This is a genomic window from Ramlibacter sp. Leaf400 (assembly GCF_001424545.1).
GTDB lineage: Bacteria > Pseudomonadota > Gammaproteobacteria > Burkholderiales > Burkholderiaceae_C > Ramlibacter.
Genome location: NZ_LMQL01000010.1, coordinates 437,056 through 459,682 on the forward strand (window position 1 = coordinate 437,056; position 22,627 = coordinate 459,682).

Below are 22,627 nucleotides of genomic sequence, written 5' to 3' on the forward strand. Positions count from 1 at the left end.
CGCTGACGCTTACTGCCGGGCAAACTGGACCCGCATCCCCCGTCGCCCCTGTCAATATTGACAGGGTCTCTACTCCATTTGGGGGATGGTCTAGATACTTCCCGTCTCTATATCCTTTTCGCGCACAAGGAACTGATACGAAGGGAGACGCACCCATGCCCGCCACGTATGCAGCTATCAAGCGCGCCGTCATCGACGTCGTTGACGACTTCGCTAGCAAAGACGACGTCGTCGACAACTACAAGCCGAGCGGCGGAAAGCTGTATGACGCCAAGACCAAACTTATAACCCTCTACATTAATGATCCGGTGCTGGCGATGATGCCCATTCGCTTCAACAAGGCGCTGCGCAAGGTGGCGGGCAGCGGTTGGAAGAATGTTGGCAGTTTGGATCTAATGAAGAAGAAAACGATCGGAGACCTTATCAAGCTCGCATGCTCTGCCGCTAAGGTCACCGTATCCGCTGGAGAGCCGACATGAAGTGGAGCGCCGCAGTAATGGCGCTGACGGCTGGCACTGTCTATGCGCAAGTGGATTGGCGTGCCACGGTTCTCGAATGCGAGAAGCTAGCCTCGGACTCAGCAATCGCAAGTTGCGTCCGGCAAAACGTGTCCAAGCTCCGCGCTGAGGAAGACACCGCAGCGGCGGCGGCGAGCAAGAAGGAGCAGGAGGATTTCGGCTTCAAGCTCTTTGTGCGAGACAAATCTAGCTCAGTCGCTGAGATGAGCGGTCTTACCCTCGGTGACAAGGGAGCATCGATCAGTTTGCAGCACAAAGACGGTGACGACGCATCCCAAGTTCAAGGCGCACTATTCGCGCGTTGGGGCGCCTATTTTGGAGGTCGGATCCAACCGTTCGCTGGGGTATCTTGGCTGCGTGATACCACCGGCACGACGAAGAAGGATATCCGCGATGTGACGGTCGGAACGGTAGGCCCTCTCTGGGAAAGTTCCGGCCCCACCGAGAACCTGTTCTCGCTGCTCACTACACTGCAGCTGACCAACCGAGAAGACGTCTACGACGGTCCGAGCGAAGGAGTGCTTGCACGAGCGCACTTTGACTTGGCCTGGCTGCCGCTCGCGAGCGGCAGCCTCTTGGGCGGCGTGAGCGTTGTCCCGCACGTGGCGCTGCTTTGGAGCCGTCGCAACGGCGGCGGGCCTGAAGACGGCGTTTGGCGAAGCTCGTATGTCGGCGTGGCCATCACCAAGCCCTTCGAACTGGGCAAACAGCGCTTCAAGGCCTCGCTGCTCTATCGTAAGCTGAGAGACAGTGATGTCCCAGACGGCAACGTTCGCCGTCACGACAAGTACGCGAACGTTTCGCTGGACTATTATTTTTTCAATCCGGAGGACGAGAAGGCCGCATTGCAACCCTCCCTGTTCATCACTCGAGAAGTTGGATTGGACTTCCTGAACATGGCGGACAGGGCGAACAAGACGACCGCCGGCATTCGGTTCAAGTTCAACTAGCTCACTTAGCCCGGCTAGAAATGCCGCAACAGCTGATCTCAATCACCTGACCGACCGCCGTTAGATTGATTCAATACTGAACTGGCGTCGCTACCAGGCCGCCCTGACATAGCGACGCGCATCGGATAAAGCTCCTAACAGTTTTTACCAAGGTTGATCCAACCGTCGTTACCGCACTCATGCACTTTTCCGCCCATGCATAGGCGGGCGCCCTTCCCGTAGCTCTTTCCATCATAGGTGCACGTGACAGCTTGGGTATTCGAATCGTCAGTCTCAGCGTTCGGTGAGGCTGCAACGATCGGGCTATTTGGCTTGTCAGTCGTGCCAACCGGCTCAGAGGGCTTGAAGCTTTCCATATTGAACTCCTGGTGAACCGCTGCGTACTGCGCAGCGCAGGCATCGCTGGGACGAGGCCACGCAGTCTGACGATAGCTTCAGTAGGACGCCCATAGCGCGTTCGAACTACTCATTGCTGCGGTCGATACGTCGCTTGGGCTAGCAACTCCAGCGAGCGTCGAGCGCGCGTCTCCTGTCAGACTTGACACTGCCACTCTGCGTGGATTACCGGGCCTTGAGTCACTCAAGCTTTATTGCTGAGCTAGGCGGTGCAGTGCGACAACGGTCGCATGAACACGACCTCTCAAAAACCCATCCTTTTCGTCTCGATCGCGGTCAATAGCGCCATCCTGCGCAGAAGCGGCAAGCCAGTGTTCTGGGCAAGGGTGAAGTACATAGGCTTCAGCAAGGTCATTCACTACACGAATGCCTATCCGACGCCCTTCGAGCCAATTCGAGCGGCTTACGCGTGGGCGGACTCCGTCAACGCAAGGGTCGTGATGCTGGAATGGTTCGCCATCAGGCCCGTGGACTTTGCGCTTCCCGACGGAAGCGGCCTCATAGGGTGGCTGCAACTCCTGAACCAGTGAAGGGGCAGCGACCTCGTTGAATTCACTCAGCGAAGTACTCGATCTCACAAAGATCCTTCTGCTGGAGCACGCTCCAGAAAACCGCCGCCCGCCCTGCCTGGAGACGATCAGCGCACGGAATGGTGGTGTGAATCTTGCCGTTGCTGCCCACGTGGCGCACACTGGCCCAAAAGACTTTCTGGCCAAAGAAGGCAGCCGCGTAGACGCTGATGCGCACATGGGTGGACTGACACTTCTTCGACGTCATGCCCCTTAGTAGCATTCGCGCCGTTCGGCCCAGCATGACTCCGGTCGATTTCCAAGCGCTCGCATCCCAAGTAAATATGACAGGGCATCGCATAAGCATCGGCATCGGGCATCGGCTTTACAACCAGTGCGCTTTGAGCGCAGATGCGAGCCGGACTAGGTGATTTGCTTAGATCGCCTTCGGCGATCTTCGCGTGTCGAGCGTCCTTCAGTTCTCATGCAGCCTGGCCCACCATCCGCACACGTGCTGAACACACGACCGTCAGGCGGATGTTGATTCCCGCCGCGGACGAACTTGTCTCCAGCGTGCGTCCGAACAGGCCGGGTGGCGCGCAGGGATACAAGACCTTCGGGGAAAACTGCGGGCCGGACCTGACGACGGTGTTCAAGCACCCGGCCACCTCATGACCTTCACACCTCCATTGCTCAACCTGAGTGCGATGGCGACTGTGTGCACTGCTTTGGGACACGGATGATCTTCTCCGCCCCCAAAAGGCGAGGCCCCGATGCGCAGCAACGCTCGGGGCCTCTATCCGACCCACCCCAGAAAGGAAGGAACGAACGAATGGATTCTAGATCGGTGTCCCGCAGCGTTGCCAGCGACCTAAACCCCTTGATTTCGAGCATGGATTGCTTGGCAACCCTGCGCAGCTGCATCAGTCTGATCTCAGATCTGGGCGCGAACATTGACAGCGCAGCAGAGCGTCGTGAGTTTCTGCTGGCCAGGAACCTGTGGTTGGTCCTGGAATGGCTCACCTCAGCACTGAAATTCGAGCTCAACGTGCTACAAGAGTTATCCGTTTCTCAGAGCATCGACAGCCGCAATGTCAGCGCGTCGTAGTCTGCTTCGCAGCGGAGTCCGCGAGAGCGGGCTTCGTCGGCATCGGCAGCAACTCGTTGAGCGATCTGCGCACTTCGGCTGAGTGCGATTCCGATCTCGGCAGCTGCCTCGCGGACGCATCCAAGGGCGGAATCGCCGGCGAGGTGTCCGCAGCCGGCGGCATCGAGGTACGCGGCGGCGCGGAGGCGCAGGCCGTCAGCAGCAGCGCGAGCAGCATCGCGGTCGCGCGCGAGCTGCGCGAGAAGGGCTTGTTGTGCACGTTCGTTCTCCTGTTGCTGGTTGAGCCGGCGCAGGGTCTCCGCAGCGTCTTGGCGGGCCTTGTCGAGGGCAGCCTCCTGCGCGCGGGCTCGATCCTCGTCCCAGCGCGCCTGCACGCGCGCCTCGCCTCGCCGGTCACCCTCCTCGAGCACCCGATCCCGCCATGCTTCGTACGCCCACGCGGCGGCGCCCACCAGCCCGGCGGCAAGTCCCAGCAGCAGGAGCGCCAAGAGCACGCGGCGCGTCACGCGATTACCTTGCAGCCACGCGCATAGAGCGCTTGGCAATGCTCCAGGCCGATCACGCCGCCGTTGTAGATGCGGCGCACCTTCACCTGGTCAGACAGGTGCCGGTCGGGGAGCATGCCCTCCCAGGCATGGATCGACCCGGCCAGCGCGAATGTCGGCTGCTCCAGCATGTGCGGCATGACCAGCAGGTCCTGCCCCCATCGATCGCCGAGCCAGGCGTAGTTCGTGCGGCCCGTGATGCCGGCCGCGCGCCCGCGGAAGTTCCAGCCGTCATCCAGCTCGGTGTTGCCCATGCGGCCGCCGTAGACCTTGTTGGCCAGCGCGCGCGGATCGCGCTCGTATGGCCTCGCCGAGGCGATCGTAGGAAACCGGTTCGGCCACACCGCGCAGATGCGCTCGGCCGTGTAGCTCATGTTCTCGGCCAAGGTCTTGAGCATTCCGGTCTCGTGGAGGAACGTGGCGACGAAGGGGCGGACGTCCGCGAGGCCGGCCGAAAAACGCTCCGGCTGCACCTCGCATGCGAAAGCCGCCGACCACTCGGATGCGGTCACCGGGGCCACACCCAGCTTCCCCAGCATGCAATACCAGTCGTCCGCGGCCCAGGTCTGGGTGAACCGGGCCGAGCCACTACGCAGGGCGCTCACGGCAGCACCTTGCGCGCGTCGGCAATCACCTCGTCCAGCGGCTTTCCTTCGCGCTGGATCATCCAGGTGAACCCCCATCGCACGATGGCCCACGCCGGCAGACCGCAGGCGAATGCCACGCCCATGATGGCTACCAGCCCGGTGTAGCTGTGCAGCCATTCTTGCAAGCCGAATCGCTGGACCACGGCGGCGCCGCCGCAGATGGAGCCGAGAACAGTGCAAATCAACCCGACGGCCCATTCCCGCGGACTGCGCGGCGGGGTCATCAGCATGACGATGACGGCCGCCAAGCCGGCGCCACAGGCTGCGAAGCCCGCAGCACCTCCGACGGCTTTCCAGCCCAAAGCAGCGCCGGCGGCGCCGGCAGAGGCGGTGGGGTCGGGCATGGTGATCTCCCTCGTTGAATTCATGCTCTGGACGTGATCGCATTGCGCCGTTCGAGCAGCGCCTCCTCGAGGTCCGCCGGCGAGGGCACCTCGGGGAATCCTGGGCGCGGCAGCCAACCATTGCGCATCAGGTCCAGCGCCGCCATCTCGCTACAGATCAGGCCTTTGCCGTTGACGCGCATGCGCTTGAAGAACCGCCGCAGGCCGAACGACAGGTAATCGAGCACGCCGTAGCGGCTGCCGTCACTCTCCAGCCTGCTCTCCAGGAACGAGGCCGTGACCGGCACCGGCGTGTCGACCAGGATGTACTTGCCAGCGGCCTTCTCGCTCCACACACGCCGGCGCCGCAGCAGGTTCATGTCCCAGAGCTTCTCGCCGTCGGTGAAGCCCACGTGGTAGCAGCTCGAGCCCGTGAACAGCCGGCACAGGAACGACTGCGGCTGCTTGCCGTAGAAGAAGACGACCTTCATCTCAGGCCTCCTCGCCGAAGACCACGGGCCAGCCGCTGGTGAAGTCGTAGGCCGCCGGGTCCTCCGACGCCACCATCGCCGCGCGGTGTGTCTCGGCCACGGTGAAGATCGCGATGTCCGAAGCCGCCGCTGCGGAGAAGATCTGCCCGGCCATCGTCTGCGTCATGGTGATGAAGCTGCCGTCCATGGTCTTCCATTGCGTCCCAGGCGGCACGTTGGCGCCCAGCAGCAGCAGCCCGATCTGCTGGGTGCGCGAGAAAGTGTCGGAGTGGAACCACTTGCCGCCGGCCTGGTAGCCGCCCTGCAGCGTGCGGCGGTCGCGCTCGGCTTTGATGGAATCCCAGGCGGCGGCGATCGCCTGCTCGCGGGTCGGGACCGGCGCCAACCCGGGCGCATTGCCCTCGTCGAGCCAGCGCTGATAGCGAAACCCCTCGCGCTCGGTCGGCGGCAGCGGGATCCGGGCGCCATCCGCGAGGCGAACAACGGCGTCGCCAGCTTCGGTGAGTCGGTACATGGTCAGAACTCCGCGGAGATGCTGGCGTCGAGCGCGGTGACGTAGGCCAAGCCTGCCGCGCTGGAGGTGATCGTGATGCCGTGCGCGATCGCGTTGTTGGCGAAGACGCCGAGCGTGCAGTTGATCAGAGTCTGCGAGTGGATCGTGATGGAGGGAGAGGTGCGCTTCTCCACCCTGCCCAGGATGTGCGAAGCGGCCTGGCCACCGGCGACGAAATTGACCATGAACAGATTTGCCGAGGTGTGCGTCCACCGCTCGTAGAAGCGGCGGCACTCGTCCAGCTCGGTGGAGTGGCTGCGGCGGATGTGCTCGTTCAGGTAGCTCGACTCGATCAGGCGTCGGCCCCAGGCGTCGAGCGTGACGTTCTGAGCCGCAGTGGCCTCGGTCCAGTAGAAGACGATCAGGTTGGTCGTGCCCACCGGGACCGCGCCACTTACCGAGGCATCGCCCGCCGTGGCGGCCGTCAGCGCCGTGGAGCTCGTGGCCACCAGCGACAGGTTCGAGCTGGCAAAGAAGGCGCCCGTCGCGATGGTGGCGTTCGTCCAGTCGTTCACGACGTCAGAGGTGACGGAGTCCTCGGTACCAGTCCAGGCCAGGATCGCCAGCCGCAGGTTCGCGGACGTCGACAACTTGAAGCGGCCACCGAAGGTGACCGTCTTGCCGCGCAGCGGTATCGCATCCTTGCCTTCGATGATCTGGGCGTACCCCATCCGCTGCGCCGCGGCCTGGCTCTGGGTCAGGCGTGAGGCATAGCGGTAGCCGTTCTCCGGGTTGCTCTGCTGGCTCGGCGTCACCGACGCCGTCTGCGTCAGGACGTACCAGCGATCCTCGGCATAGGTGTCGTCCGCCGTTGCCGCGACCGTGCGCTGGTAGATCGCGCCGTCTGGGTTGTAGAGCCAATTGGGCAGCGGCACCCCGAGCGAGTCGCGGGCACTGGCCAGCTCGGCGCTGGAAGCGCTGCCCGCGCCCGTAGTGCCGCGCGCCATCCGCTGCGCGACGAAGTCGAACAGCGCCGCCAGGGCGGTCTTGGCCGTGCTGTTGCTGGGGGTGCCAGCAACGTCGGTTCGGTCCGGTAGAGAACTCATCGTGGTTTTCCTCTCTCAGTAACCCCTGATCCGCGCGTCGACCAGCCCGTCCACGGCGGTGCCTGCGGCGTTTCGCACCGTGATGAGGGGCCCCAGCGCGGCGTTCTTGTCCTCGATGCGCGCCGACACCCCGCCGTTGCCATCGGTCTGAACGGTGAGCAGCAGGTTCTCGATCGAGCGGTAGCTCTGGGTGACCGGCAGGCGCGTGCCCCCCGAGCCGATGACGACGTCGTTGAGCTCCTCGGTGACGTCCGGCACATCGAGCACCACCGTCGCCTCGGAAACCTGGCCCTGCGTTGGGCCGCCGGCGGTGGTGATCCGCCATGTGATCGTCTCGGGCGCGCGCAGCGTGATCTCGCCCGGCCAGGTGCTCCAGTCGCCCGGCGTGCCGTAGAACGGATCGTCGTCGTCGCCGTAGAACAGGTCGCCGTCGCCGCCGTAGAAGGCGTCTTGGCTGTCGCGGCGGAACTCGATGGCGTAGTCGCTGGCGACGATCGTGTGCTGCAGCACGACGCGGCCCTCGGCCTCCGGCGCCCGGCCCCACTCGTACACCAGCTGGGCGTACGTGCCGGCCGAGTAGAAGTCGTCGGTGTCCACCCCGTAGAAGGGCTGCGCGTCGTCGCCATAGAACAGGTCCGTCGCGTCCGCCTGGAGCACCCCGCCGCTCACACCTCCGTTTGTGATCGTCCCGGTGAAGTCCGGCGCTTCCGGATAGCTGATAAGGACGTTGCTGATCTCCGTGTCGCCCAGGTTGGCCACGATGACCGCTGCATTGAGCGACTCGTTGCCCGAGGTGTCTACCGCCTTGATCAGAAGGGTCATCACCCCCGACGGGCGAGCCGCCATCGTGTACGGGCTGGAGGTGACGAGGCCCTCGTGCAGCGGTGCGGCCGAATTCCAGAACGGGTTGTTGCCGTAGGCGAAGCGGATCTGGTAGCCCGCCAGGTCCAGGTCGTCCACCGCGGGCCAGCGCAGTACGTCGCCGTCCAGGGTGAAGGTCTGGACATCGCTGGGCGGCTCGGTCTTGCCGATAACGGTGTGGATGGTCACCGCCTCGTTGCCGACTACCTTGAGGTTGCCTACAAATCGCACGAAGCGCGCAGCCAGGAACAGCATGGCACCGTCGCGGACGCCGGTGAGGTAGCAGCTGGTCTCGTAGCCGGGCACCACCACCGTCTGCGTAGCGCCGGTGAGCGCGTCCGACCAGCGCACGTGAACCTCGCCGGCGGCCGAGATCAACGCGTCCGCCTGGGCCCACTGCACCAGCACGCGCGTGACAATCGTGCCGTCGGCCTGCACCAGTAGCTGCTCGGTGCCGCTTTCCACGCGGAACGACTGCGGCGCTGCAGGACGTGCAAACGGGTTGGGCAGCACGCTGTTGGGCGCAGCATCCACGGTGATCACCGCAGCGGGGTCATAGTAGACGGCCACGTCCTCCACTCCAATCAGGCCGACCGGCGCCCGGGGATGGAAGGTCCAATCCAGAATCAGGAACGTCTTGTTGACGAAGCCGAACTCCGCGTTGTTAACAGCCACGCGGTCACCGGGCTGCACGGGCCAAGCGACCATGTGGCACGGCAGCACGATCGTCATGCCGCCGCGCGAGCGCTCCACGAGCATTCGCGCGAGATCCTGACAACGCTGATGGTCCTTGGTGAACGGGAAGCTCACGTCCTTCACCTTGGCAAAGCCGTCAGCTGCGAGGTGCGCGTTGTTGGACCACGGGGCGAAGTCGGTAGCCACCCCCAGCCCGGCCCCATCGACGTAGGTGCCCCGGCAGGTGTTGAACCGCTCGCGGCTGGGGTGGCTCATCTGCTGGATCTCGATGGGCCCCGCCAGGTCACCCTCGTCGATCGTCATCACCGGTGTGGTCCACGAGCCGGCGCGAATGCGCCATACCCCACCGGACTGGAAGCAGCCGCCGCCGAAGCAGTCCTCGAGTTGCTGCTTGGTGGATTCGCGATCCTGGCTGGTGAAGAAGGCGCCATCGCAGCTGAATCCAACCGCGTCGCAGGCGTTGGCCGCGGCGATCGCGGCGGCGCTCTCGATCTGCGCCTGGGTGCAAGAGAAGCCCGCCTCGGACATCAGGAAGTCGGCCAGGCAGTTGGCCGGGTTGGCGTGGTAGTAGGTCGTTCCCGTACGGAAGTCGTGGATCTTCTTGCCGCGCAGCTTCGCGGAGACGTTGGGCGGCCCACCCTGAAAGCGGGCCATGTTGAGATCCAGCGTGATGACGGCGTACGTGTAGCCGGAGAGCTTGTCCGCCGCCGCCCATTGGCCCGGCACGGCGTTCATCAGGTAGGCGTCAGCCGTGTCCGCGCCGCCAGGCGACAGGTGGATCTGAGCATTGACGCGCGAGTAGCTCTGGCGCACGTTGTAGTGCAGCGTCAGGCGCCCGCCGACAGGCCCGCCCGAGAAGTCCGTCGTCCGCGCGACGGAGTTGACGTTGAAGGTGAGGCCGGGGTACTCCGACGTTGCCAGCGGCAGGCCATGGACCAGCGACAGCCCCAGCACCTCGCCCGCGAGCGTCGCCTGGCCGCTGTCGTTGAAGTAGACGTCCGAGTAGGTGCCGACGTCGAACTGCTCCAGGAAGGTGCCGCCCGTCACCCAGCCCGAGCTGTCGCGCGCGCCCAGCGGTTCGCCATCGATGTAGATCTCGTCAACTGCCTCGCACTGGTGGGAGGCGAACACCACCACTACGTGCTTGTACTCGTCGCGGCTGCCGCTGGTGAACAGGCCCACAATGGCGCCGCCCACGGGCGAGGGGCTTCCGTAGACCACCTGCCATGGCGCTTCGGCGCTTATGACCGTGACGTTCCGGTCCTGCAGATTGGCGTTGTAATCGGAGCGCGCTCGGGCAGCTGCGGCCTTCTGCTTGCGACGCGCCTGGACCGTGCGGTGCAGCCCGAAGCCCGCCACGGCGATCATCAACCCGTGACTGGCGATGAAAGCCGCGGCCGAGCCGCCGATGATGGGGGCGAGTCCAGCGACGATCGTGATCGGGTCGGCCACCGCAGCAGCGCTGCAGAACATGGCCACCGCAGCCACAGCGACTCGGGTGAGTCTCAGACGCGCCATGCGGCCTCCGCCTGCACCATCGGCACCCTGAGAAGGCCAGTGGGCCCAGGCGCAACCACAGTCGGCCCAATGCAAACGCCGAATGCCCGCCGCCCCTCCAAGCTCTCTTCCGTGCTCGGCAGCCGCACCAGCACCACATCTCCGCACTGAGCGAACGTGCCAGGCACGGGGGCGCCCAGGCGGTCGCGCGCGCCGGCGAGTAGCCCGCCGACCGCGTCTATCCGGCGGTGGGCAGAAAGCGCGCCGTCATAGGGCGGCAGCTGCACCGCATGGCCAGTGGCCAGCTCTATCCAGCCGGCCGCGAAGGTGACGCAGTTATGCAGCGCCCAATCGAAGGGGGTGGCCCTGTGCAGCGCCACATAGGCGTCCAGGCGCACCTTCCAGTCTTCGCAGCGGGGCGGACGGACAGCGTCGTGCATGCTGCTCAGACTCGCTGGAAGCGCGCGCTCAGCCACTGCCTGGGCTGGCCAATCAGGGTCGGCACGTAGCGGAAGCCGGTCTCGCCGGGATGACGGGCCACGTGCTGCGCATGGTTCATGCGCAGGGCGGCCGGGTTGGTGCGGACGTTGTAGGCGCCGGCCTGGAGATCCAGGTGGATCTTCCCCATCCCTTTGTCGTCGCGCTCGGCGATGGAGACGTTCTCCATCTTCCCCGCGAAGCGCCGCACGGGCGCGCCCTGGATCTGGAAGGTCTGGTCGAAGAGGGCCACGTAGACGATGGCGTCCCGGTCCTGGTAGGTCTCGGCCGAGCCCATGGCCAGAGCCAGGATGGAGCTTTGCACCTGGGTGAGCGTCAGGCGCACCTTCTGATAGTTGCCGTCCTCCGACTCCTGCAGCTGCCCCACCTCGCCCAGCATGCCGACCCCGGTCCAGGGATGGCCCATGGCAGTGACGTCCAGCGGGAAGTTGGTGACGCGCAGGCGGCCGCCGGCGAAGTCCAGGTCGATCAGGTAGAGGGCGCCCACCGCGCCGCCAGCGGCGGCAGTGTCCCAGGCAGCGTCCGTCGTGAGGCTCACGAGCCCTCCCAGCTTTCAACGAGGTCCAGGCTGAAGCCGCTCTGGCGGCCACGGCGCGAGCTCCAGCGGGTCTCGTCGGCCGTCTGGCGGCACAGGCACGTGGGCTTGTCCCACACCATGGCGGCACCGTTGGTCAACGCCACGCGCAGTGGCGGGGTGACAGTGAGCTGCCCCTGGCCAGATCCGTTCAGCGTCACGTCCGCCTGAACGTGCAGCAGCTGACGGGCGGGGCCGGTGGAGCCCTGCCCCACACCAACCCAGTCGCCCGATAGCACGGTGGTGCCCGCTTGTCCGACGCCGGCGGCGATGGGGATGCTCGTGGCACCCGCGGCAGCGCCGCCGTTGCAGGTCCAGGTGCCGCGTGCAGTGCCTCGCGGCTCGATGTTGAGCAGGTCGTAGACCGCCAGCAGGTTGACCCGACCCTCGAGCGACAGGATCAGCTTGCGCCAGAGCGCCGCGGCCGCCGTCTCGAGCGCATCCGGCGCCACCATGGAGAACATCCACCGAGGCGGGCCGAGCAGTCGTGCCTGCTGGGCGCCCGACTCGGCGCTGCCGAACAGCAGGTCGAAGCGCTTCTGGCCGGGGAGCTGCTCCTTGACCAACAGACCGCTGGGTAGGGTGATGACGGCCATCTCAGCCCCCCAGAACGCCCAGGCGCTCCAGCTGCTCCGACCACTGTTGATCGCGCGCGTCGAGCGCACGCTGCACGTCGGTGAGGATCGCGCCGCGGTCGCCGCCGCCCTGCACGACGATCTGAGAGGACGGAGCGAAGGTCAGGCCGCCGCCGCGGCCGCGGCCGAGCGCCTTCATCTGCTCCGGGGTGAAGACGCCCTCGTCTTCCTCCAGGATCGCCGGCACCTCGCCGGGCGCAAGCCCGGGCATGCGGCCACCGTGGAAGCGCGGCGCGCCAGCGAAGATCCGCGAATCCACGGGCCGGGTGAAGGTCGGCGCGCCGCCAGCGATGCCACCCCCGTGATAGAACAGGCCGAGATCCGCACCGGCCGAGCCGAGGTTGACTGCACCGCCGCCGCTGAACAGCCCCATGGCGCCGCTGACCAGGCCGGTGAAGTAGTTGCCGCCTCCACCCCCACCCGGCAGGCCCATGCCATCCAGCATCGCGTCGGTCAGGGCGCCGGACAGCCGCGTGTAGACGGTGCTGGCCAGGGCGTCGCCGAACGCCTTGAGCGGGTTCTTGGTGTCTTCGAAGGCCCGCTGCAGCGCGCCGCGGACGTCGCCGCGCAGCGTCTCTCCGAACTCCCGACTCTCATTCAGGCCGATGCGCATCGAGGCCTGATCTTTGGCCGTCTGGGCATTGCCGACCAACTGGCTCCGCTGCGAGTCGCGCGCCTCAGGGGTGAGCATCGAGTTCTGGTCCAGCTCACGCAGCTTGTTGCGCAGGTCCAGCTCGATGCGCAGGTGTTCGATCGCGATCGCACGCTCGGTCCCAGAGGCCTTGATCAACCTGGCCTCGAGCTCGAGCATGCGGCCGCTGTCTTCCAGCGCGCGTGTCTCGCCCGACGTCTGCGCCTGGAAGCGGTTGCGCTCGTTGTCGCGGGCGACGTTGAAGGCAGCGAGCTCGTCGTCCTGGCGCTGCTGCTCCTCGGCCCAGGCCTTGTTCTGGGCACGCTGGTTCTCCTGCGCGATCGAGGCGGTGTACTTGGCCCGCGACTTGGCCAGTTCCGCTTCCGCTGCACGGCGCTGGGCCGCGGTGTACGCGCCCTCAGCAGCGGTCAGTTCGCCCTTGACCTTGATCTCGAACTTGTCCTGCTCGGAGAGCTGTCGCCCGTTCTGAAGTTCTGCGGTTTGCAGCTGAACCCGCTCGCGAATACGCCCCATGAGCGCTTCGAACTCGGACTTGCCACCGGTGTCCTTCTTCACCACAGGCGCGGCGGTGCGCTGCGCAGCGCGGTCCGCGCGAGCGAAATCGCCGGTGCCACCCGCCGCCGGGTCGTAGCTGGGGTTGAGCGCCCCCTTGACCGCTGCCGTCGCGTCCAGTGCCTTCTTCTGCAGCTGCTCGAGCTCGGCGCGTACCTTGCGGATCTCGGCCTGCAGGGCGTCGCTGTCGCCGCCATTGCGCTGGGCCTGCAGCAGCAACTCCAGCTTGCCGCCGGCGGTGGCCAGCTCGGCGCCCGCGTTGCGCTGGGCGACGATCTTGCCGCCCAGGGCATCGGTGTTCGTGCCGATCTTCGCGAACTCCGCCAGCCCGGCCCAGATGGCCAAGAGCGTGTTCCCCTTCTCGGCCTGCTTCACCATCGCGTCGGTGACCTGCACGAGACCGGGCAGCATGCCTTCGGCCATCTCGCGCTTCAGCCGTCCCGCAGCGGTCTCCAGCTTCGTCAGGTTGTCGTTGTAGGTCTCGGCGGCCTTGACGCTCTCGTCGGTGATCTCGCCGTTCAGGCGGCGGAACTCCTCCCGCAGTGCCTCGATGCCGGCGCGGCCGCCGTTGAGCAAGGGGATCAGCTGGCGTCCGATCTTGTCGCCGAAGAGGTCTGCGGCCAGAGCTGCCTTCTCGGGGCCATCTTTCCAGGAGGCGAACTTCTCCGCCAGGTCGGCCAGCACCGCATCGCTGGCCCGGAGCTCCCCGGTGGCCGTTTTCACCTGGATGCCCAGAGCCTTGAACAGCGCCGTGGCCTCTTTGTTGCCCCCGGCGCTGTCCGCCATCTTCCCATTCAGTTTGCTCAGGGCGGCCTCGAACCCGGCCGCCTCCACTCCGGCGAGCTTGGCCGCGAACTGGTACTCGGCCATGGCCTGCGCGGACTGGAAGCCCGCTCGCTGGGCGGCCTTACCCAGCTCGTCCCACTCGTCGATCACGGCGATCACGCCGTTCGCCATGTCCGTTGCCCAGGCCGTCACGCCCAGGGCGGCGAGCGCGCCGGTCACGGCCGCGGCCTTGGCCTGGATTCCGGTCAGGCCGGACTTGACCGACTCGAACGCCTGCTTGGTGGCGTCCTCGGCTGTGAGACGAATCTTCGGGTCAGACATGGCGACCCTCAGTCACGCTCACGCTCAGAGCGCCGGTTCGCCCAGACCTCGAGGCAGGCGAACTGCATGGCCATGATGTCGTGCCAGGCCTGGTCGCGGCGATCACGTGGCAGGCCCGACCGCCGCAGGATGATCTCGACACCCGGGAGATCCAGCCCTTCGCGACCGTCCATGGACGTGCGCCACTGGCTCGAACACTCCAGGAACAGGCCCCAGGTGCGGACGTTCTCCGGCCAGAGGTGAAAGACCTCGGGCTCCTCCCGTGCAGGTGCCGGGTCAGCTTCGATCCGCATTCCCCAAGCCGCGGCGTCTGCATGGAGGGCCCCTCGCCTTTCTTCGTCTCGTTTGCGTTGTTCTGAGTCGCTGATGAACTGGCCGCCAGCCCAGAGCCTGGCGGCCTCGATCAGTTTTTTGCGGTGACCGTTACCTGCGCCCGGTAGGCCGAGTAGCAGAGCGACGCCATGCCACCCATGTTCAGCAGCACCTCGAGTGCGTCCGGGCTGAATGGGGCGGGCTGGTTGGCCTCGTCCACCACCAGCGTCTGGTCCTTCCAGCCGCGGGCATGCGCGCGCAGGAACTCGAACGCGGTGGGGTACTTCTCGGAGAGCTGGCGCAGCTCCTCGTTGGCGAGGCGCACGCAGAACAGCGTGAAGGAGAACTCTTTTTCCGCGGCGTTCTCGTCCATGTAGGCGCCCTTGACCAGGACGCCGATCGTGTCGGCGATCGCGAGCTTGAACTTCGGCATGGCGTCAGAAGCTCGTGACCAGGCGGAACTCGTCGTTCCCGGCGCTGGGGATCGCACGGAAGTCGATCTGGACCATGCGCTTGCCCTTGTAGTTGATCTTGCGCTCGCGCACGAACTGGCAGTACGGCATGAACACCAGTGCCTTGCGGGCCGTCACCGTGCCGTGCACGAACCCGATGGAGGTCAGCGTGGCGGCACGGATGTCAGACAGCAGCTGCACTTCCTGCGCCGCCGTGGCGTCGATCGTGATGGTGCCGGTGACCTCGCGGTCCTGGATCACGATGCTCTCGCCGCCGAGGAGCGCCGAGTGCTCCGCCACGTTCCCGATGTTGATGCGGATGCCTTGGCTGGGGTAGGCCAGCCCACCCACCAGCGCCGGCGCGCCGCTGGAGCTGTGCGTGCAGCCCAAGGTGATGTCACCGCTGTTGGCGTTGGTGACGGCCTCGGGGGTCTTGAACGCGGTGAAGGTGCCAGTGGGATTGGCGGCGGCCGACTCGTTGTTGTGGATCCCCAGCATGGAGAACTCCATCATCGGCCGCTTGCCGAGGGGAAAGTCGAACACCACGTTGCCACGCACGCCGGTGGACAGGTGCTTGACGCCCGAGTCGTGGTAGTAGCTGGTCAGGCTGCCCATGCTCCCCGACACCAGCGTGTAGTCGGCGCGGGTGGTGGCGCTGAGCGTCTCGGCAAAGCCGCAGGCCTTGAGCTGCGCTCCCCAGGCCGGCGCGGTGCCGGCGCTTCCCGAGCCGACCAACTCCACCGAGTACTGCGCGGCGATGTGTCGATCGCCCACCAGCTCCTCGAAGCCGCCCAGGAAGCCGCGCAGCAGTTCGCGCTTGTCGTTCTGCGCGTTCAACGGATCCAGGGTGAAGCCGCTCACCTGCAGCGCGTCGCTGCCGGCGGTGGGGGTGGAGTCGGTGTTGTAGGAGCTCTCTTCCTTGGACAGGATGATTGCGTCCCGGTCGAGACGGTCGGCCATGGCTTACTCCTCGGAGCCGCTGGGCGCGGCGTCGGGCTGGACTTGCTCGGCCGAGGCTTGCTGCTCGCCCCGGGCGAGCGCCGCCGCGCGCTGCTCGGCCCGGCGCTTCTGCCGGTCCGCATCGGTGTCGGAGGCCGGCGGGACGTCCAGCGTCAGGTCGCCGGTGGTGGTGTCGCGGATCCAGCTGCCGCCCGCCGGCGGGTTCGGCCAGGGCTTGCCCGGCTCGGCGCGGATCACGGTCTTCTTGTTGGCCATGGCAGTGCCTTTCAGGAGGAGATGGAGTTGTCGGTGGTACGGTGCTTGCAGGTGAAGCGCCAGATGACGACGGCCACACTGGTGTCGGCCTCATCGGTGTCGACGTCGACGTCCGCGGGCGTGAGATCCCACACCAGGCCGCCAAGCTTGCGGTCGGCCATGATCCGGGCGTAGGCGTCGGTCCAAAGCGCGTCGGCGACGTCGTGAGCCTCGAGGCCACCGCCCGCCCGCGCCAGAAAGCGCAGTTCGAAGCGGCTCTCCCAGTCGATCGGGTGGTTCTGGTAGACCTCGTCCTCCGCCGGCGCGCCGCCGTCGAAGTTCACGTGCACCTGGCTGGCCAGGCCCTGCGCCAAGCTGAAGCCGCGGTTCTGGAAGACGTGCGCCGACACCGGGGTCCCGGCTGCGAAAAGGGCCGCGACGGCGGCTCTGATCGCGAGATGCTTGCTCGTGGCCATCAGGTCGCCACCTCGAAGATCAGAAGCGACAAGCCGGTTCCGTCAGGCTGGACATCCGACAGCAGGTAGGTGCTGCCCTGGATCGCCACCAGCGTGGTTCGGGGCAGCCAGGAGGAGACATCCGCAGACACGGCCAGTGCCACCGGCCGCGTCCCGCTGATGTCCCCTCCCATCGCCTCGATGTGGGCCCGGTCGAAGATCACCGTGACGGCGGCGCCGCCTTCCGGCGTCGCGGGGACGCTGAAGTCTGCGAAGAACACGGTGAAGTCTTCGACGAAGGCCATGGTCGTTTACTTCTTCTGGTCGCCGGCGGCGGCCGTGCGAGCCTTCTCGACCTCGGCCTTCACCTGGTCGTGCAGCTCCTTGGGCAGGGCCTCGATCTCGCCCACGAAGGCGCGCAGGGCCGCGAGCTCCTCCTGCACCTCGTCCCACTGATTGGCCTTCTCGCGCAGCTGCCGGATCTCGGCGTCCAGCGCCTTGGTCTCGAACTGAGCCGAGGCGGCGCGCAGCCGCTCCAGCTCCGGCAGCAGCTCCTCGAGCTGCTTGGCCTTGGCCCGCAGTTCCCCGAGGTCCTTAGACTGCGCCTGCGCCTTCGCGACATCCCGGGCCTTCTGACGGGTTGCGTCCTCCGGCTCGAGCGAGGTGGCCATCGCCTTGTTCAACTCGGCGTCCGACCAGATGGTCTCGCCCACCTTGAACTGGATGGGGGCGGTGACCTCGTAGCGGCCCATCTTGGCCTTGTCGTCCACCTCCAGCGCCTTCAGGCTCTGGGCGCGCGGCTCGGCCTGGGCGTGGGTAAGGCCGACGATGGTGCCGGGCGGCAAGCCCAGCACCGCTAGCACGGTGAATTTCTTCATGACGGTGCGTACCTCGCCGCCGTTAGGCCATGATCACCTGGCAGCTGCGCTGCCAGTAGCCGTAGCCGACGTTGCGCCAGCTGTCCAAGCCGAACTGCCAAGCGTCGTTGTCGAACTCGAACTCGCTGCCCTCGGCCTTCACCTTGAGCTCGACGTCCTGCTCGCTCTGCCGGATCAGCCCCTTGATCGGGCTGTCGGTGCGGTGGACGCTGAACTTGTTGGTCCAGGTCAGGCGGGGGTTCATCACCACCTGCACGTTCAGGCCCGCGATCAGGTTGGGGTTCAGGTTCTGCGCTAGGGCCGCCGTGGCAAGCGTGCTCACGGCCGCGGTGGCCGTGAGGTACAGACCCACCGGCACTTTGACCACGAAGTCGCGAGCGTTCTCGTTCATCGGCTCGCCCTGGTTGTCCTTGAAGCCCAGGATCGCGGCGATGCCCTTGAGCATGCACTGCTGGAACTCCTCCACCGACGGCGCCGTGGTGCTGCCATGAACCGCCGCCGGCAGGCCGGCGATCGTCACCGAGATCTTGTTGCTCTGGGTACCGGAGCTGCCTTCGCTGTGGTCGGTGTCGAAGTAGTACTGCCCGTCGTAGCAGACGGTGGAGTCTCCGTTAAGCAGCAGCGTGGAGAGCATGCTGGCCCAGTGCGTGACGGACTTGTCCGCGAACTCCTCGACGCGGGCCATGATCTGGCCGGTCTTGTCACGGCGCACGTCGCGCTTGCTGACTTCTAGCGTCGCCTCGTAATGCTTGTTCGTGATGGCGAAGCTGCTGGAGGCGAGGCCCTTGCCCTGGCGCCCGCCAATCCACTCGCGGAACTGCGGCGACTGGCCCAGGAACGCGTAGGTCTCGCCGGCCTGGTCGGACTGGAAGAAGTTGGACAGGCCGTTGACCCAGGCCATACCCGGGTTGAGCTCGAGGCGGGCGAAGTACATGCCCATGATCGAGCGGCTCGACAGGATTTGCTGGTCCATGGTGGTGGTCCTTGTGTGCTGTGTTCAGGTGGGGCCGGTGGTCAGGCCTCGCGGGCCCAGGAGCCGCGCAGTGCGGTGACGACGTAGCCGTCGGCGTCACCCAGGTCCAGGGTGACGAAGTCGCCGCGGCGCTGGGTAGCCTTGGTCAGGATCAGGTCCTTGTCGTCGGCGCTGGTGATGTCCGGGCCGTGGATCTTGTCGGCCGCGGCCGGGCTGATCTTGACCTTGGTGGTGCCGAAGGCGCCCACCGCCAGGATCGTGATGCCGCCCAGGCCGTCGGCGATCGCCGGCAGGGTGAGCGCGTCGTCGTCGGCGTCTGCGTCGACGCAGAACAGCTTGCCGCAGTCCTCGGCGTCGAAGGTCTTGATGGCCGACAGCGTTTCGCGAACGGTGTAGTGGCCCCAGGGGTCGCGGTATTTCAGCGCATCAAACGCAACCACGACGACGCCAGCGCCTACGAAGCGGTGCACGAAGCCCACGAAGGCGCCGCCGGCAGGGTTGAAGCTGAAGGTGTCGTCGTCGCTGGCGTAGACCGGCTGGCCCACGTCCGTGATCACGGCGCCGGTGACGGCCAGCTGCACCTTGCCGCTCTCCACCACGCGCACATTGATGTCTGCAGCACTGCCGGCGCTGTTGTCCGCCTTGGCTTCGGCGAAGCCGGCGAAGCGATCGGCATTTGCCAGGGGGCGCGCATGGCCGCTCGCGTCCACCAGGCCAACGGCCGCGCCCTCATAGATCATGTCGGCCGCGATCACCGGAAACTCGTTGCGGCTACCAATCTCGTAGGCCCGCGGGGAGTTGGTGGCCAGCGTGGTGCCGGCCAGGGACAGCGCCGCGATGTTCTCGGCGCCGACCCATTGCACGAAGTGCTGCAGGGTCTCCACCGGCATCGCGGTGGCGGCGGCCGCAGCAACCAGCAGCGCCACCAGAATCAGGGACTTTTTCATGGTCATTCCTTGAGTGATAAAGGGGTGGGAGGTCAGGCGCTGGCGCGCTGCTTGAGCACGCGAACCTTGCCGGCGGCGCTCGCCTTGGCGAAGGCGGTGTAGGCGCTCAGGGTGCCGAACTCACCGCGGATCTCGGCGTTTGCGTCCCATTCGGCCTTGCACCGCTCGTCGATCGGCATGGCTGCCAGGCGCTGCTGCTCGGCTGCGTCCTTCGCCGCGGCATCCGCCGGCACCGTGGGGGCCGGCACCTGGGCCACAGGTTTCGGCGCGGCTTCGGTGTTGGCCTTGCCCTGCGCCTGGCGGATCTGGCGCTCGGCGGCGTTCACTGCCAGCGCGGCGTCGCCGCCTGTGGTCTTGCCGTCGAACTTCAGCGAGGCAATCAGGGCCTCGTGGCCGGGGATCAGCGCGGCCTCGACGGCCTGAATTCGGGCGCGCTCGGCGTCGGCGCCCTGCGCGATGCCCAGGGCGAGAACGGCCTGGTACACGGATCCGTGCTCGGCCTTCAGTTTTTCGATGTCCATTTGGAATCCTGTGATTGAGGTGGGAGGGTTCGGCGGGTCTTGCGCAACACCGGCGCCTTGTGCCGCAGGCCCCGACGCACCGCGTAGCGCCGTGCGGCGGCGCTTGCTGAAGGCTTCGGGGTTGTCGGCCAGCTGCTCGACGAGCGCATCCACGGTGGAGACACCGTCCACCAGGCCTGCGTCGATCGCTTGCTGGCCAACGAACACGCGGCCGTCGGCCATGTGCTCGAGTACCTGTTCAACCGTGACTCCGCGGTGCTGCGCCACCGCGTCGACAAAGACGGTGTAGATGTGGTCGACCCGCTCCTGCAGGTAGGCGCGGCCTTCCTCGGTCAGGGGGGCGGTGTCCGAGGCGATGCGCTTGTAGCGGCCGGCGGTGATCTCGGTGGTGCCCTCTGCCACTCGCGGGTTGTAGTTGTGCGTGGCCACTACCCCGATCGAGCCCACTTGCACCGTCCGCCCGGTGATGTAGACGGCGTTGGCCGCCGAGCCGATCCAGTAGGCCGCGCTCGCCATGACGGCATCACTGACGGCGACGATCGGCTTTTCGCTCGAGAGCTCGAGGATGCTGGTGGCCAGCTCCGGGGTGCCGAAGATGCTGCCTCCGGGCGAATCGATCTGCAGCACCAGGGCGCGCACCCGCGGGTCCGCGATCGCCGATTCGACTTGCTTTTGCGCCAGCTGCGTCGAGACGCCGCCGCTGATGCGGGTGAAGAGGTTAGCCTTGGGGGCAATCACCCCTTCGAGCGACAGCACGGCCACGCCGTCCTGGATCCGGTACTCCTGCTGCTCGTTGGCCAGCGGCCGCTGCAAGCGCGCCTCCACCGCGTCGACATCGATCTTCTCGCCACGCAGGTGCGCGGCGTAGATCGCCTGGATCTCGCGCAGCTTGGGCAGCTCGATGGCCCAGGGCGAGGTAAGGATGTCTAGCAGTTGCATGGCACCGATCAGTTCAGTGCCGTGACTCTAGGAATTGCTCAGCTTAAAAAATAGGGCAAATTGGCACTACTTGCTGAGCTAGCGACTCGGCGGTGCCGCAGGCCTCGGCGCCCGAGGCATCGGCTGCGCGGGCGGGGCGGCGGGTCGCCGCGGAGGCGCCTCGGTGTCGTCGTCCGAGCCGTTGTCCGCAGACTCGGGCGCCGTCGCTGCGCCGCTCGGCGTCGTCTGCGGTAGCGTGCCGTCCCGACGCTGGAGCTGGACCTCCTTGGCGCGTTGGCGCTGCTTGGCCTCCCAGTCCTGGCCATCGTGCAGGATGCTCTCGGCCTGCAGTGTGCTGATGCCCAACTGCACGCGCTTCTCCGCTGCAGAGACCTCCTTCAGCGGATCGACGGAGCCGGGGCCATCGCCGGTCCACATGCTGGAGCACCAGGCGGCTCGCACTACCTTGTCTGCGAAGAACCCCGGCGCAGCGATGCGGCCCTCGGCCACATCGTGCGTGAGCCACAGCTCGAGCACCGGTTGGCACAGCATCTTGGCCACCTTGTCGCGGCGAGTGTTCCACCGGCGCCAGGCCATCACGAACGCGCCGCGCGCGGCGGTGTAGCTGCTCTGGAAGGCCATCATCAGCACTTCCTTCGGCACGCCCAGAGTCATGCCGATTTGCGTCATCATGGCCTGGAAGAACGGATCGAACTGCGGGTTCGGACGCCCGGGCGTCTTCATCTCGGCTTTCTCGCCCGGCAGCAGGTTGATCGTCTTGCCCGAGTCCATCTTGCCGGACCACCGCTGCGCGTCGTTTACCAGCCTGGAGGCCGACTCGTCGTCGAAGATCTCCGCGAAGGCCTCGTGGTCCATCTCCACGAACACGGCCCAGATGCTCGACACCACCGCCGCATTGAGCTCGGCGTCGCTCCACTTCTGCAGCTGCTTGAGGGGCTCCAGGATCGGGCCGAACCACGGCACGCCGCGCACCTGGCCGGGCCGAAGGCTATCGAACAGGTGCAGCACGTTGCGGCGGCCGTTGTCTGCACGCATCGCAATCCGCTCCCAGCTGTTCGCCTGGCCGCGGAAATCGCCCGGGTGGTACTTCGCCACGTGGATGGCCACCGGCTCGCCCGTGGTCGGGTCCAGTTCAACCCCGTCCTGCAGGGTGTCACTGTCGAACTTGCCGCGCGGATTGCAGACCCGGTCCGCCTCGATGACCTGGAGCGCCAGCATCGTTTCGCCGCCACGCTCGATCATGGGGGTCAGCACGAAGACGTCGCCGCTCTCCATCCAGGACCGATAGGCCAGGTCCGTCAGGCCGTAGAAATCCAGTTGCCGCTGCAGGTGGCAGTCGGTGGATTCCGCCCACGCCTTGAAGCGTGCCTTGGTCCCGGCCGTCCACTCCCGCGCGCTGTCTTCGGTGATACCGAGCCGCGCCGCATCGATGGCAGGGGTGTAGGACAGGCCGGTCCCCACGACATGGGTGACTTCGGTGTTCAGGGCTCCGGTAGCCACCGGAGCATTGCGCACCTGGTCGCGGCTGCGGTCCCGCAGCATCGGCAGGTCGGGCAGGATGTCTGAGGAGGCCGAACCGCCGCCCGGCTGCCACTCCGCGGTCGCAGCGCGATCGCGGCGCGCCCCGACGTAGCCGCCGATCCCCCGGCCGATGCTGGCCTGCATCTCGAACTGCATGCGGCCGCGGTGCAGGCGCTGCGCCGTTTTCGGCAGAACATGCGCCAGCATGCGCTCGACCAGGTTGGGTTCGAACCGGCGCGCAAAGGCGCGCAGGGCTGCGTCCGGATCCTTCGCCATT

Annotated in this window: 27 protein-coding genes; 4 read left to right on the forward strand and 23 right to left on the reverse strand. The window is 66.4% G+C overall.

Features of this window, described 5'->3' with window-relative positions; all coding sequences use genetic code 11:
* The first annotated feature begins 155 nt into the window (after positions 1-155).
* The 3 genes from ASG30_RS13075 (at position 156) to ASG30_RS13085 (ending at position 2,394) form a co-directional block, all read left to right on the forward strand.
* The gene (locus ASG30_RS13075) at positions 156-479 is read left to right on the forward strand and encodes a hypothetical protein (RefSeq protein ID WP_055897157.1); all 324 of its coding nucleotides are present in this window, start codon (positions 156-158) and stop codon (positions 477-479) included.
* A complete protein-coding gene (locus ASG30_RS22535; RefSeq protein ID WP_156385520.1) occupies positions 476-1,468 on the forward strand; it encodes a hypothetical protein in 993 nt (330 codons plus the stop codon). The genes ASG30_RS13075 and ASG30_RS22535 overlap by 4 nt, the downstream gene beginning before the upstream one ends.
* A gap of 626 nt (positions 1,469-2,094) precedes the next feature.
* Complete coding sequence (locus ASG30_RS13085; protein ID WP_055897163.1) at positions 2,095-2,394, forward strand: hypothetical protein; 300 nt, start codon at positions 2,095-2,097, stop codon at positions 2,392-2,394.
* Between the two features lie 22 nt (positions 2,395-2,416).
* On the opposite strand, the gene ASG30_RS13090 is transcribed toward ASG30_RS13085, so the two are convergent.
* Positions 2,417-2,641, reverse strand: a complete 225-nt coding sequence (locus ASG30_RS13090) for a hypothetical protein (protein ID WP_156385522.1) — start codon at positions 2,639-2,641, stop codon at positions 2,417-2,419.
* Between the two features lie 633 nt (positions 2,642-3,274).
* On the opposite strand from ASG30_RS13090, the gene ASG30_RS13095 reads away from it, so the two are divergent.
* Positions 3,275-3,481: a hypothetical protein gene (locus tag ASG30_RS13095; RefSeq protein ID WP_156385523.1), complete on the forward strand. Its 207-nt coding sequence runs from the start codon at positions 3,275-3,277 to the stop codon at positions 3,479-3,481.
* On the opposite strand, the gene ASG30_RS22545 is transcribed toward ASG30_RS13095, so the two are convergent.
* The 22 genes from ASG30_RS22545 to ASG30_RS13205 form a co-directional block, all read right to left on the reverse strand.
* On the reverse strand, positions 3,445-3,987 hold the full coding sequence (locus tag ASG30_RS22545) for a hypothetical protein (RefSeq protein WP_156385524.1): 543 nt from the start codon (positions 3,985-3,987) through the stop codon (positions 3,445-3,447). The two genes, ASG30_RS13095 and ASG30_RS22545, sit on opposite strands and share 37 nt — an antisense overlap.
* Positions 3,984-4,631 carry a hypothetical protein gene (locus ASG30_RS13105; RefSeq protein WP_156385525.1) on the reverse strand — a complete coding sequence of 216 codons (648 nt, stop codon included), beginning with the start codon at positions 4,629-4,631 and terminating at the stop codon, positions 3,984-3,986. The genes ASG30_RS22545 and ASG30_RS13105 overlap by 4 nt, the downstream gene beginning before the upstream one ends.
* Positions 4,628-5,017, reverse strand: a complete 390-nt coding sequence (locus ASG30_RS13110) for a hypothetical protein (protein WP_055897176.1) — start codon at positions 5,015-5,017, stop codon at positions 4,628-4,630. The genes ASG30_RS13105 and ASG30_RS13110 overlap by 4 nt, the downstream gene beginning before the upstream one ends.
* A gap of 20 nt (positions 5,018-5,037) precedes the next feature.
* Positions 5,038-5,487: a hypothetical protein gene (locus ASG30_RS13115; RefSeq protein ID WP_055897180.1), complete on the reverse strand. Its 450-nt coding sequence runs from the start codon at positions 5,485-5,487 to the stop codon at positions 5,038-5,040.
* A 1-nt stretch (position 5,488) separates the two neighbouring features.
* The gene (locus tag ASG30_RS13120) at positions 5,489-6,001 is read right to left on the reverse strand and encodes a DUF4376 domain-containing protein (protein WP_055897183.1); all 513 of its coding nucleotides are present in this window, start codon (positions 5,999-6,001) and stop codon (positions 5,489-5,491) included.
* 2 nt (positions 6,002-6,003) lie between these two features.
* On the reverse strand, positions 6,004-7,086 hold the full coding sequence (locus ASG30_RS13125; protein ID WP_055897185.1) for a hypothetical protein: 1,083 nt from the start codon (positions 7,084-7,086) through the stop codon (positions 6,004-6,006).
* A 15-nt stretch (positions 7,087-7,101) separates the two neighbouring features.
* Positions 7,102-10,161 carry a phage tail protein gene (locus ASG30_RS13130; RefSeq protein ID WP_156385526.1) on the reverse strand — a complete coding sequence of 1,020 codons (3,060 nt, stop codon included), beginning with the start codon at positions 10,159-10,161 and terminating at the stop codon, positions 7,102-7,104.
* Positions 10,149-10,580 carry a DUF6950 family protein gene (locus ASG30_RS13135; RefSeq protein ID WP_055897190.1) on the reverse strand — a complete coding sequence of 144 codons (432 nt, stop codon included), beginning with the start codon at positions 10,578-10,580 and terminating at the stop codon, positions 10,149-10,151. Before ASG30_RS13135 ends, ASG30_RS13130 begins: the two co-directional genes overlap by 13 nt.
* Positions 10,581-10,585: 5 nt before the next feature.
* Complete coding sequence (locus tag ASG30_RS13140) at positions 10,586-11,176, reverse strand: hypothetical protein (RefSeq protein WP_055897193.1); 591 nt, start codon at positions 11,174-11,176, stop codon at positions 10,586-10,588.
* Complete coding sequence (locus ASG30_RS13145) at positions 11,173-11,778, reverse strand: hypothetical protein (protein ID WP_156385527.1); 606 nt, start codon at positions 11,776-11,778, stop codon at positions 11,173-11,175. Before ASG30_RS13145 ends, ASG30_RS13140 begins: the two co-directional genes overlap by 4 nt.
* Positions 11,779-11,809: 31 nt before the next feature.
* Complete coding sequence (locus tag ASG30_RS13150; RefSeq protein ID WP_055897197.1) at positions 11,810-14,158, reverse strand: hypothetical protein; 2,349 nt, start codon at positions 14,156-14,158, stop codon at positions 11,810-11,812.
* A gap of 8 nt (positions 14,159-14,166) precedes the next feature.
* On the reverse strand, positions 14,167-14,451 hold the full coding sequence (locus ASG30_RS13155) for a DUF1799 domain-containing protein (RefSeq protein WP_055897200.1): 285 nt from the start codon (positions 14,449-14,451) through the stop codon (positions 14,167-14,169).
* 110 nt (positions 14,452-14,561) lie between these two features.
* Positions 14,562-14,903 carry a hypothetical protein gene (locus ASG30_RS13160; protein WP_055897204.1) on the reverse strand — a complete coding sequence of 114 codons (342 nt, stop codon included), beginning with the start codon at positions 14,901-14,903 and terminating at the stop codon, positions 14,562-14,564.
* 4 nt (positions 14,904-14,907) lie between these two features.
* Positions 14,908-15,882, reverse strand: coding sequence for a phage tail tube protein (locus ASG30_RS13165; protein WP_055897207.1), 975 nt, complete (start codon positions 15,880-15,882; stop codon positions 14,908-14,910).
* Between the two features lie 3 nt (positions 15,883-15,885).
* Entirely contained in the window at positions 15,886-16,137 is a 252-nt protein-coding gene (locus ASG30_RS13170) for a hypothetical protein (protein WP_055897208.1), read from the reverse strand.
* Positions 16,138-16,148: 11 nt separating this feature from the next.
* Complete coding sequence (locus ASG30_RS13175) at positions 16,149-16,592, reverse strand: hypothetical protein (RefSeq protein WP_055897211.1); 444 nt, start codon at positions 16,590-16,592, stop codon at positions 16,149-16,151.
* Complete coding sequence (locus ASG30_RS13180) at positions 16,592-16,876, reverse strand: head-tail joining protein (protein ID WP_055897214.1); 285 nt, start codon at positions 16,874-16,876, stop codon at positions 16,592-16,594. Before ASG30_RS13180 ends, ASG30_RS13175 begins: the two co-directional genes overlap by 1 nt.
* A 6-nt stretch (positions 16,877-16,882) precedes the next feature.
* Complete coding sequence (locus tag ASG30_RS13185) at positions 16,883-17,449, reverse strand: hypothetical protein (RefSeq protein ID WP_055897217.1); 567 nt, start codon at positions 17,447-17,449, stop codon at positions 16,883-16,885.
* A gap of 22 nt (positions 17,450-17,471) precedes the next feature.
* Positions 17,472-18,422 (reverse strand): Mu-like prophage major head subunit gpT family protein, encoded by a 951-nt coding sequence (locus tag ASG30_RS13190; RefSeq protein ID WP_055897220.1) that lies wholly within the window; start codon positions 18,420-18,422, stop codon positions 17,472-17,474.
* A gap of 41 nt (positions 18,423-18,463) precedes the next feature.
* Entirely contained in the window at positions 18,464-19,369 is a 906-nt protein-coding gene (locus tag ASG30_RS13195; protein WP_055897223.1) for a hypothetical protein, read from the reverse strand.
* 32 nt (positions 19,370-19,401) lie between these two features.
* Positions 19,402-20,829 (reverse strand): S49 family peptidase, encoded by a 1,428-nt coding sequence (locus tag ASG30_RS13200; RefSeq protein ID WP_055897226.1) that lies wholly within the window; start codon positions 20,827-20,829, stop codon positions 19,402-19,404.
* Between the two features lie 78 nt (positions 20,830-20,907).
* Entirely contained in the window at positions 20,908-22,626 is a 1,719-nt protein-coding gene (locus tag ASG30_RS13205; RefSeq protein ID WP_055897228.1) for a phage portal protein, read from the reverse strand.
* Between the last annotated feature and the right edge of the window lies 1 nt (position 22,627).

Bases quoted from the DNA above. Each gene is read 5' to 3' on its own strand.
- ASG30_RS13075 (WP_055897157.1), top strand. From the start codon at position 156: ATGCCCGCCACGTATGCAGCTATCAAGCGCGCCGTCATCGACGTCGTT.
- ASG30_RS22535 (WP_156385520.1), top strand. From the start codon at position 476: ATGAAGTGGAGCGCCGCAGTAATGGCGCTGACGGCTGGCACTGTCTAT.
- ASG30_RS13085 (WP_055897163.1), top strand. From the start codon at position 2,095: ATGAACACGACCTCTCAAAAACCCATCCTTTTCGTCTCGATCGCGGTC.
- ASG30_RS13090 (WP_156385522.1), bottom strand. From the start codon at position 2,641: ATGACGTCGAAGAAGTGTCAGTCCACCCATGTGCGCATCAGCGTCTAC.
- ASG30_RS13110 (WP_055897176.1), bottom strand. From the start codon at position 5,017: ATGCCCGACCCCACCGCCTCTGCCGGCGCCGCCGGCGCTGCTTTGGGC.
- ASG30_RS13115 (WP_055897180.1), bottom strand. From the start codon at position 5,487: ATGAAGGTCGTCTTCTTCTACGGCAAGCAGCCGCAGTCGTTCCTGTGC.
- ASG30_RS13120 (WP_055897183.1), bottom strand. From the start codon at position 6,001: ATGTACCGACTCACCGAAGCTGGCGACGCCGTTGTTCGCCTCGCGGAT.
- ASG30_RS13125 (WP_055897185.1), bottom strand. From the start codon at position 7,086: ATGAGTTCTCTACCGGACCGAACCGACGTTGCTGGCACCCCCAGCAAC.
- ASG30_RS13130 (WP_156385526.1), bottom strand. From the start codon at position 10,161: ATGGCGCGTCTGAGACTCACCCGAGTCGCTGTGGCTGCGGTGGCCATG.
- ASG30_RS13135 (WP_055897190.1), bottom strand. From the start codon at position 10,580: ATGCACGACGCTGTCCGTCCGCCCCGCTGCGAAGACTGGAAGGTGCGC.
- ASG30_RS13150 (WP_055897197.1), bottom strand. From the start codon at position 14,158: ATGTCTGACCCGAAGATTCGTCTCACAGCCGAGGACGCCACCAAGCAG.
- ASG30_RS13155 (WP_055897200.1), bottom strand. From the start codon at position 14,451: ATGCGGATCGAAGCTGACCCGGCACCTGCACGGGAGGAGCCCGAGGTC.
- ASG30_RS13160 (WP_055897204.1), bottom strand. From the start codon at position 14,903: ATGCCGAAGTTCAAGCTCGCGATCGCCGACACGATCGGCGTCCTGGTC.
- ASG30_RS13165 (WP_055897207.1), bottom strand. From the start codon at position 15,882: ATGGCCGACCGTCTCGACCGGGACGCAATCATCCTGTCCAAGGAAGAG.
- ASG30_RS13170 (WP_055897208.1), bottom strand. From the start codon at position 16,137: ATGGCCAACAAGAAGACCGTGATCCGCGCCGAGCCGGGCAAGCCCTGG.
- ASG30_RS13175 (WP_055897211.1), bottom strand. From the start codon at position 16,592: ATGGCCACGAGCAAGCATCTCGCGATCAGAGCCGCCGTCGCGGCCCTT.
- ASG30_RS13180 (WP_055897214.1), bottom strand. From the start codon at position 16,876: ATGGCCTTCGTCGAAGACTTCACCGTGTTCTTCGCAGACTTCAGCGTC.
- ASG30_RS13185 (WP_055897217.1), bottom strand. From the start codon at position 17,449: ATGAAGAAATTCACCGTGCTAGCGGTGCTGGGCTTGCCGCCCGGCACC.
- ASG30_RS13190 (WP_055897220.1), bottom strand. From the start codon at position 18,422: ATGGACCAGCAAATCCTGTCGAGCCGCTCGATCATGGGCATGTACTTC.
- ASG30_RS13195 (WP_055897223.1), bottom strand. From the start codon at position 19,369: ATGAAAAAGTCCCTGATTCTGGTGGCGCTGCTGGTTGCTGCGGCCGCC.
- ASG30_RS13200 (WP_055897226.1), bottom strand. From the start codon at position 20,829: ATGCAACTGCTAGACATCCTTACCTCGCCCTGGGCCATCGAGCTGCCC.
- ASG30_RS13205 (WP_055897228.1), bottom strand. From the start codon at position 22,626: ATGGCGAAGGATCCGGACGCAGCCCTGCGCGCCTTTGCGCGCCGGTTC.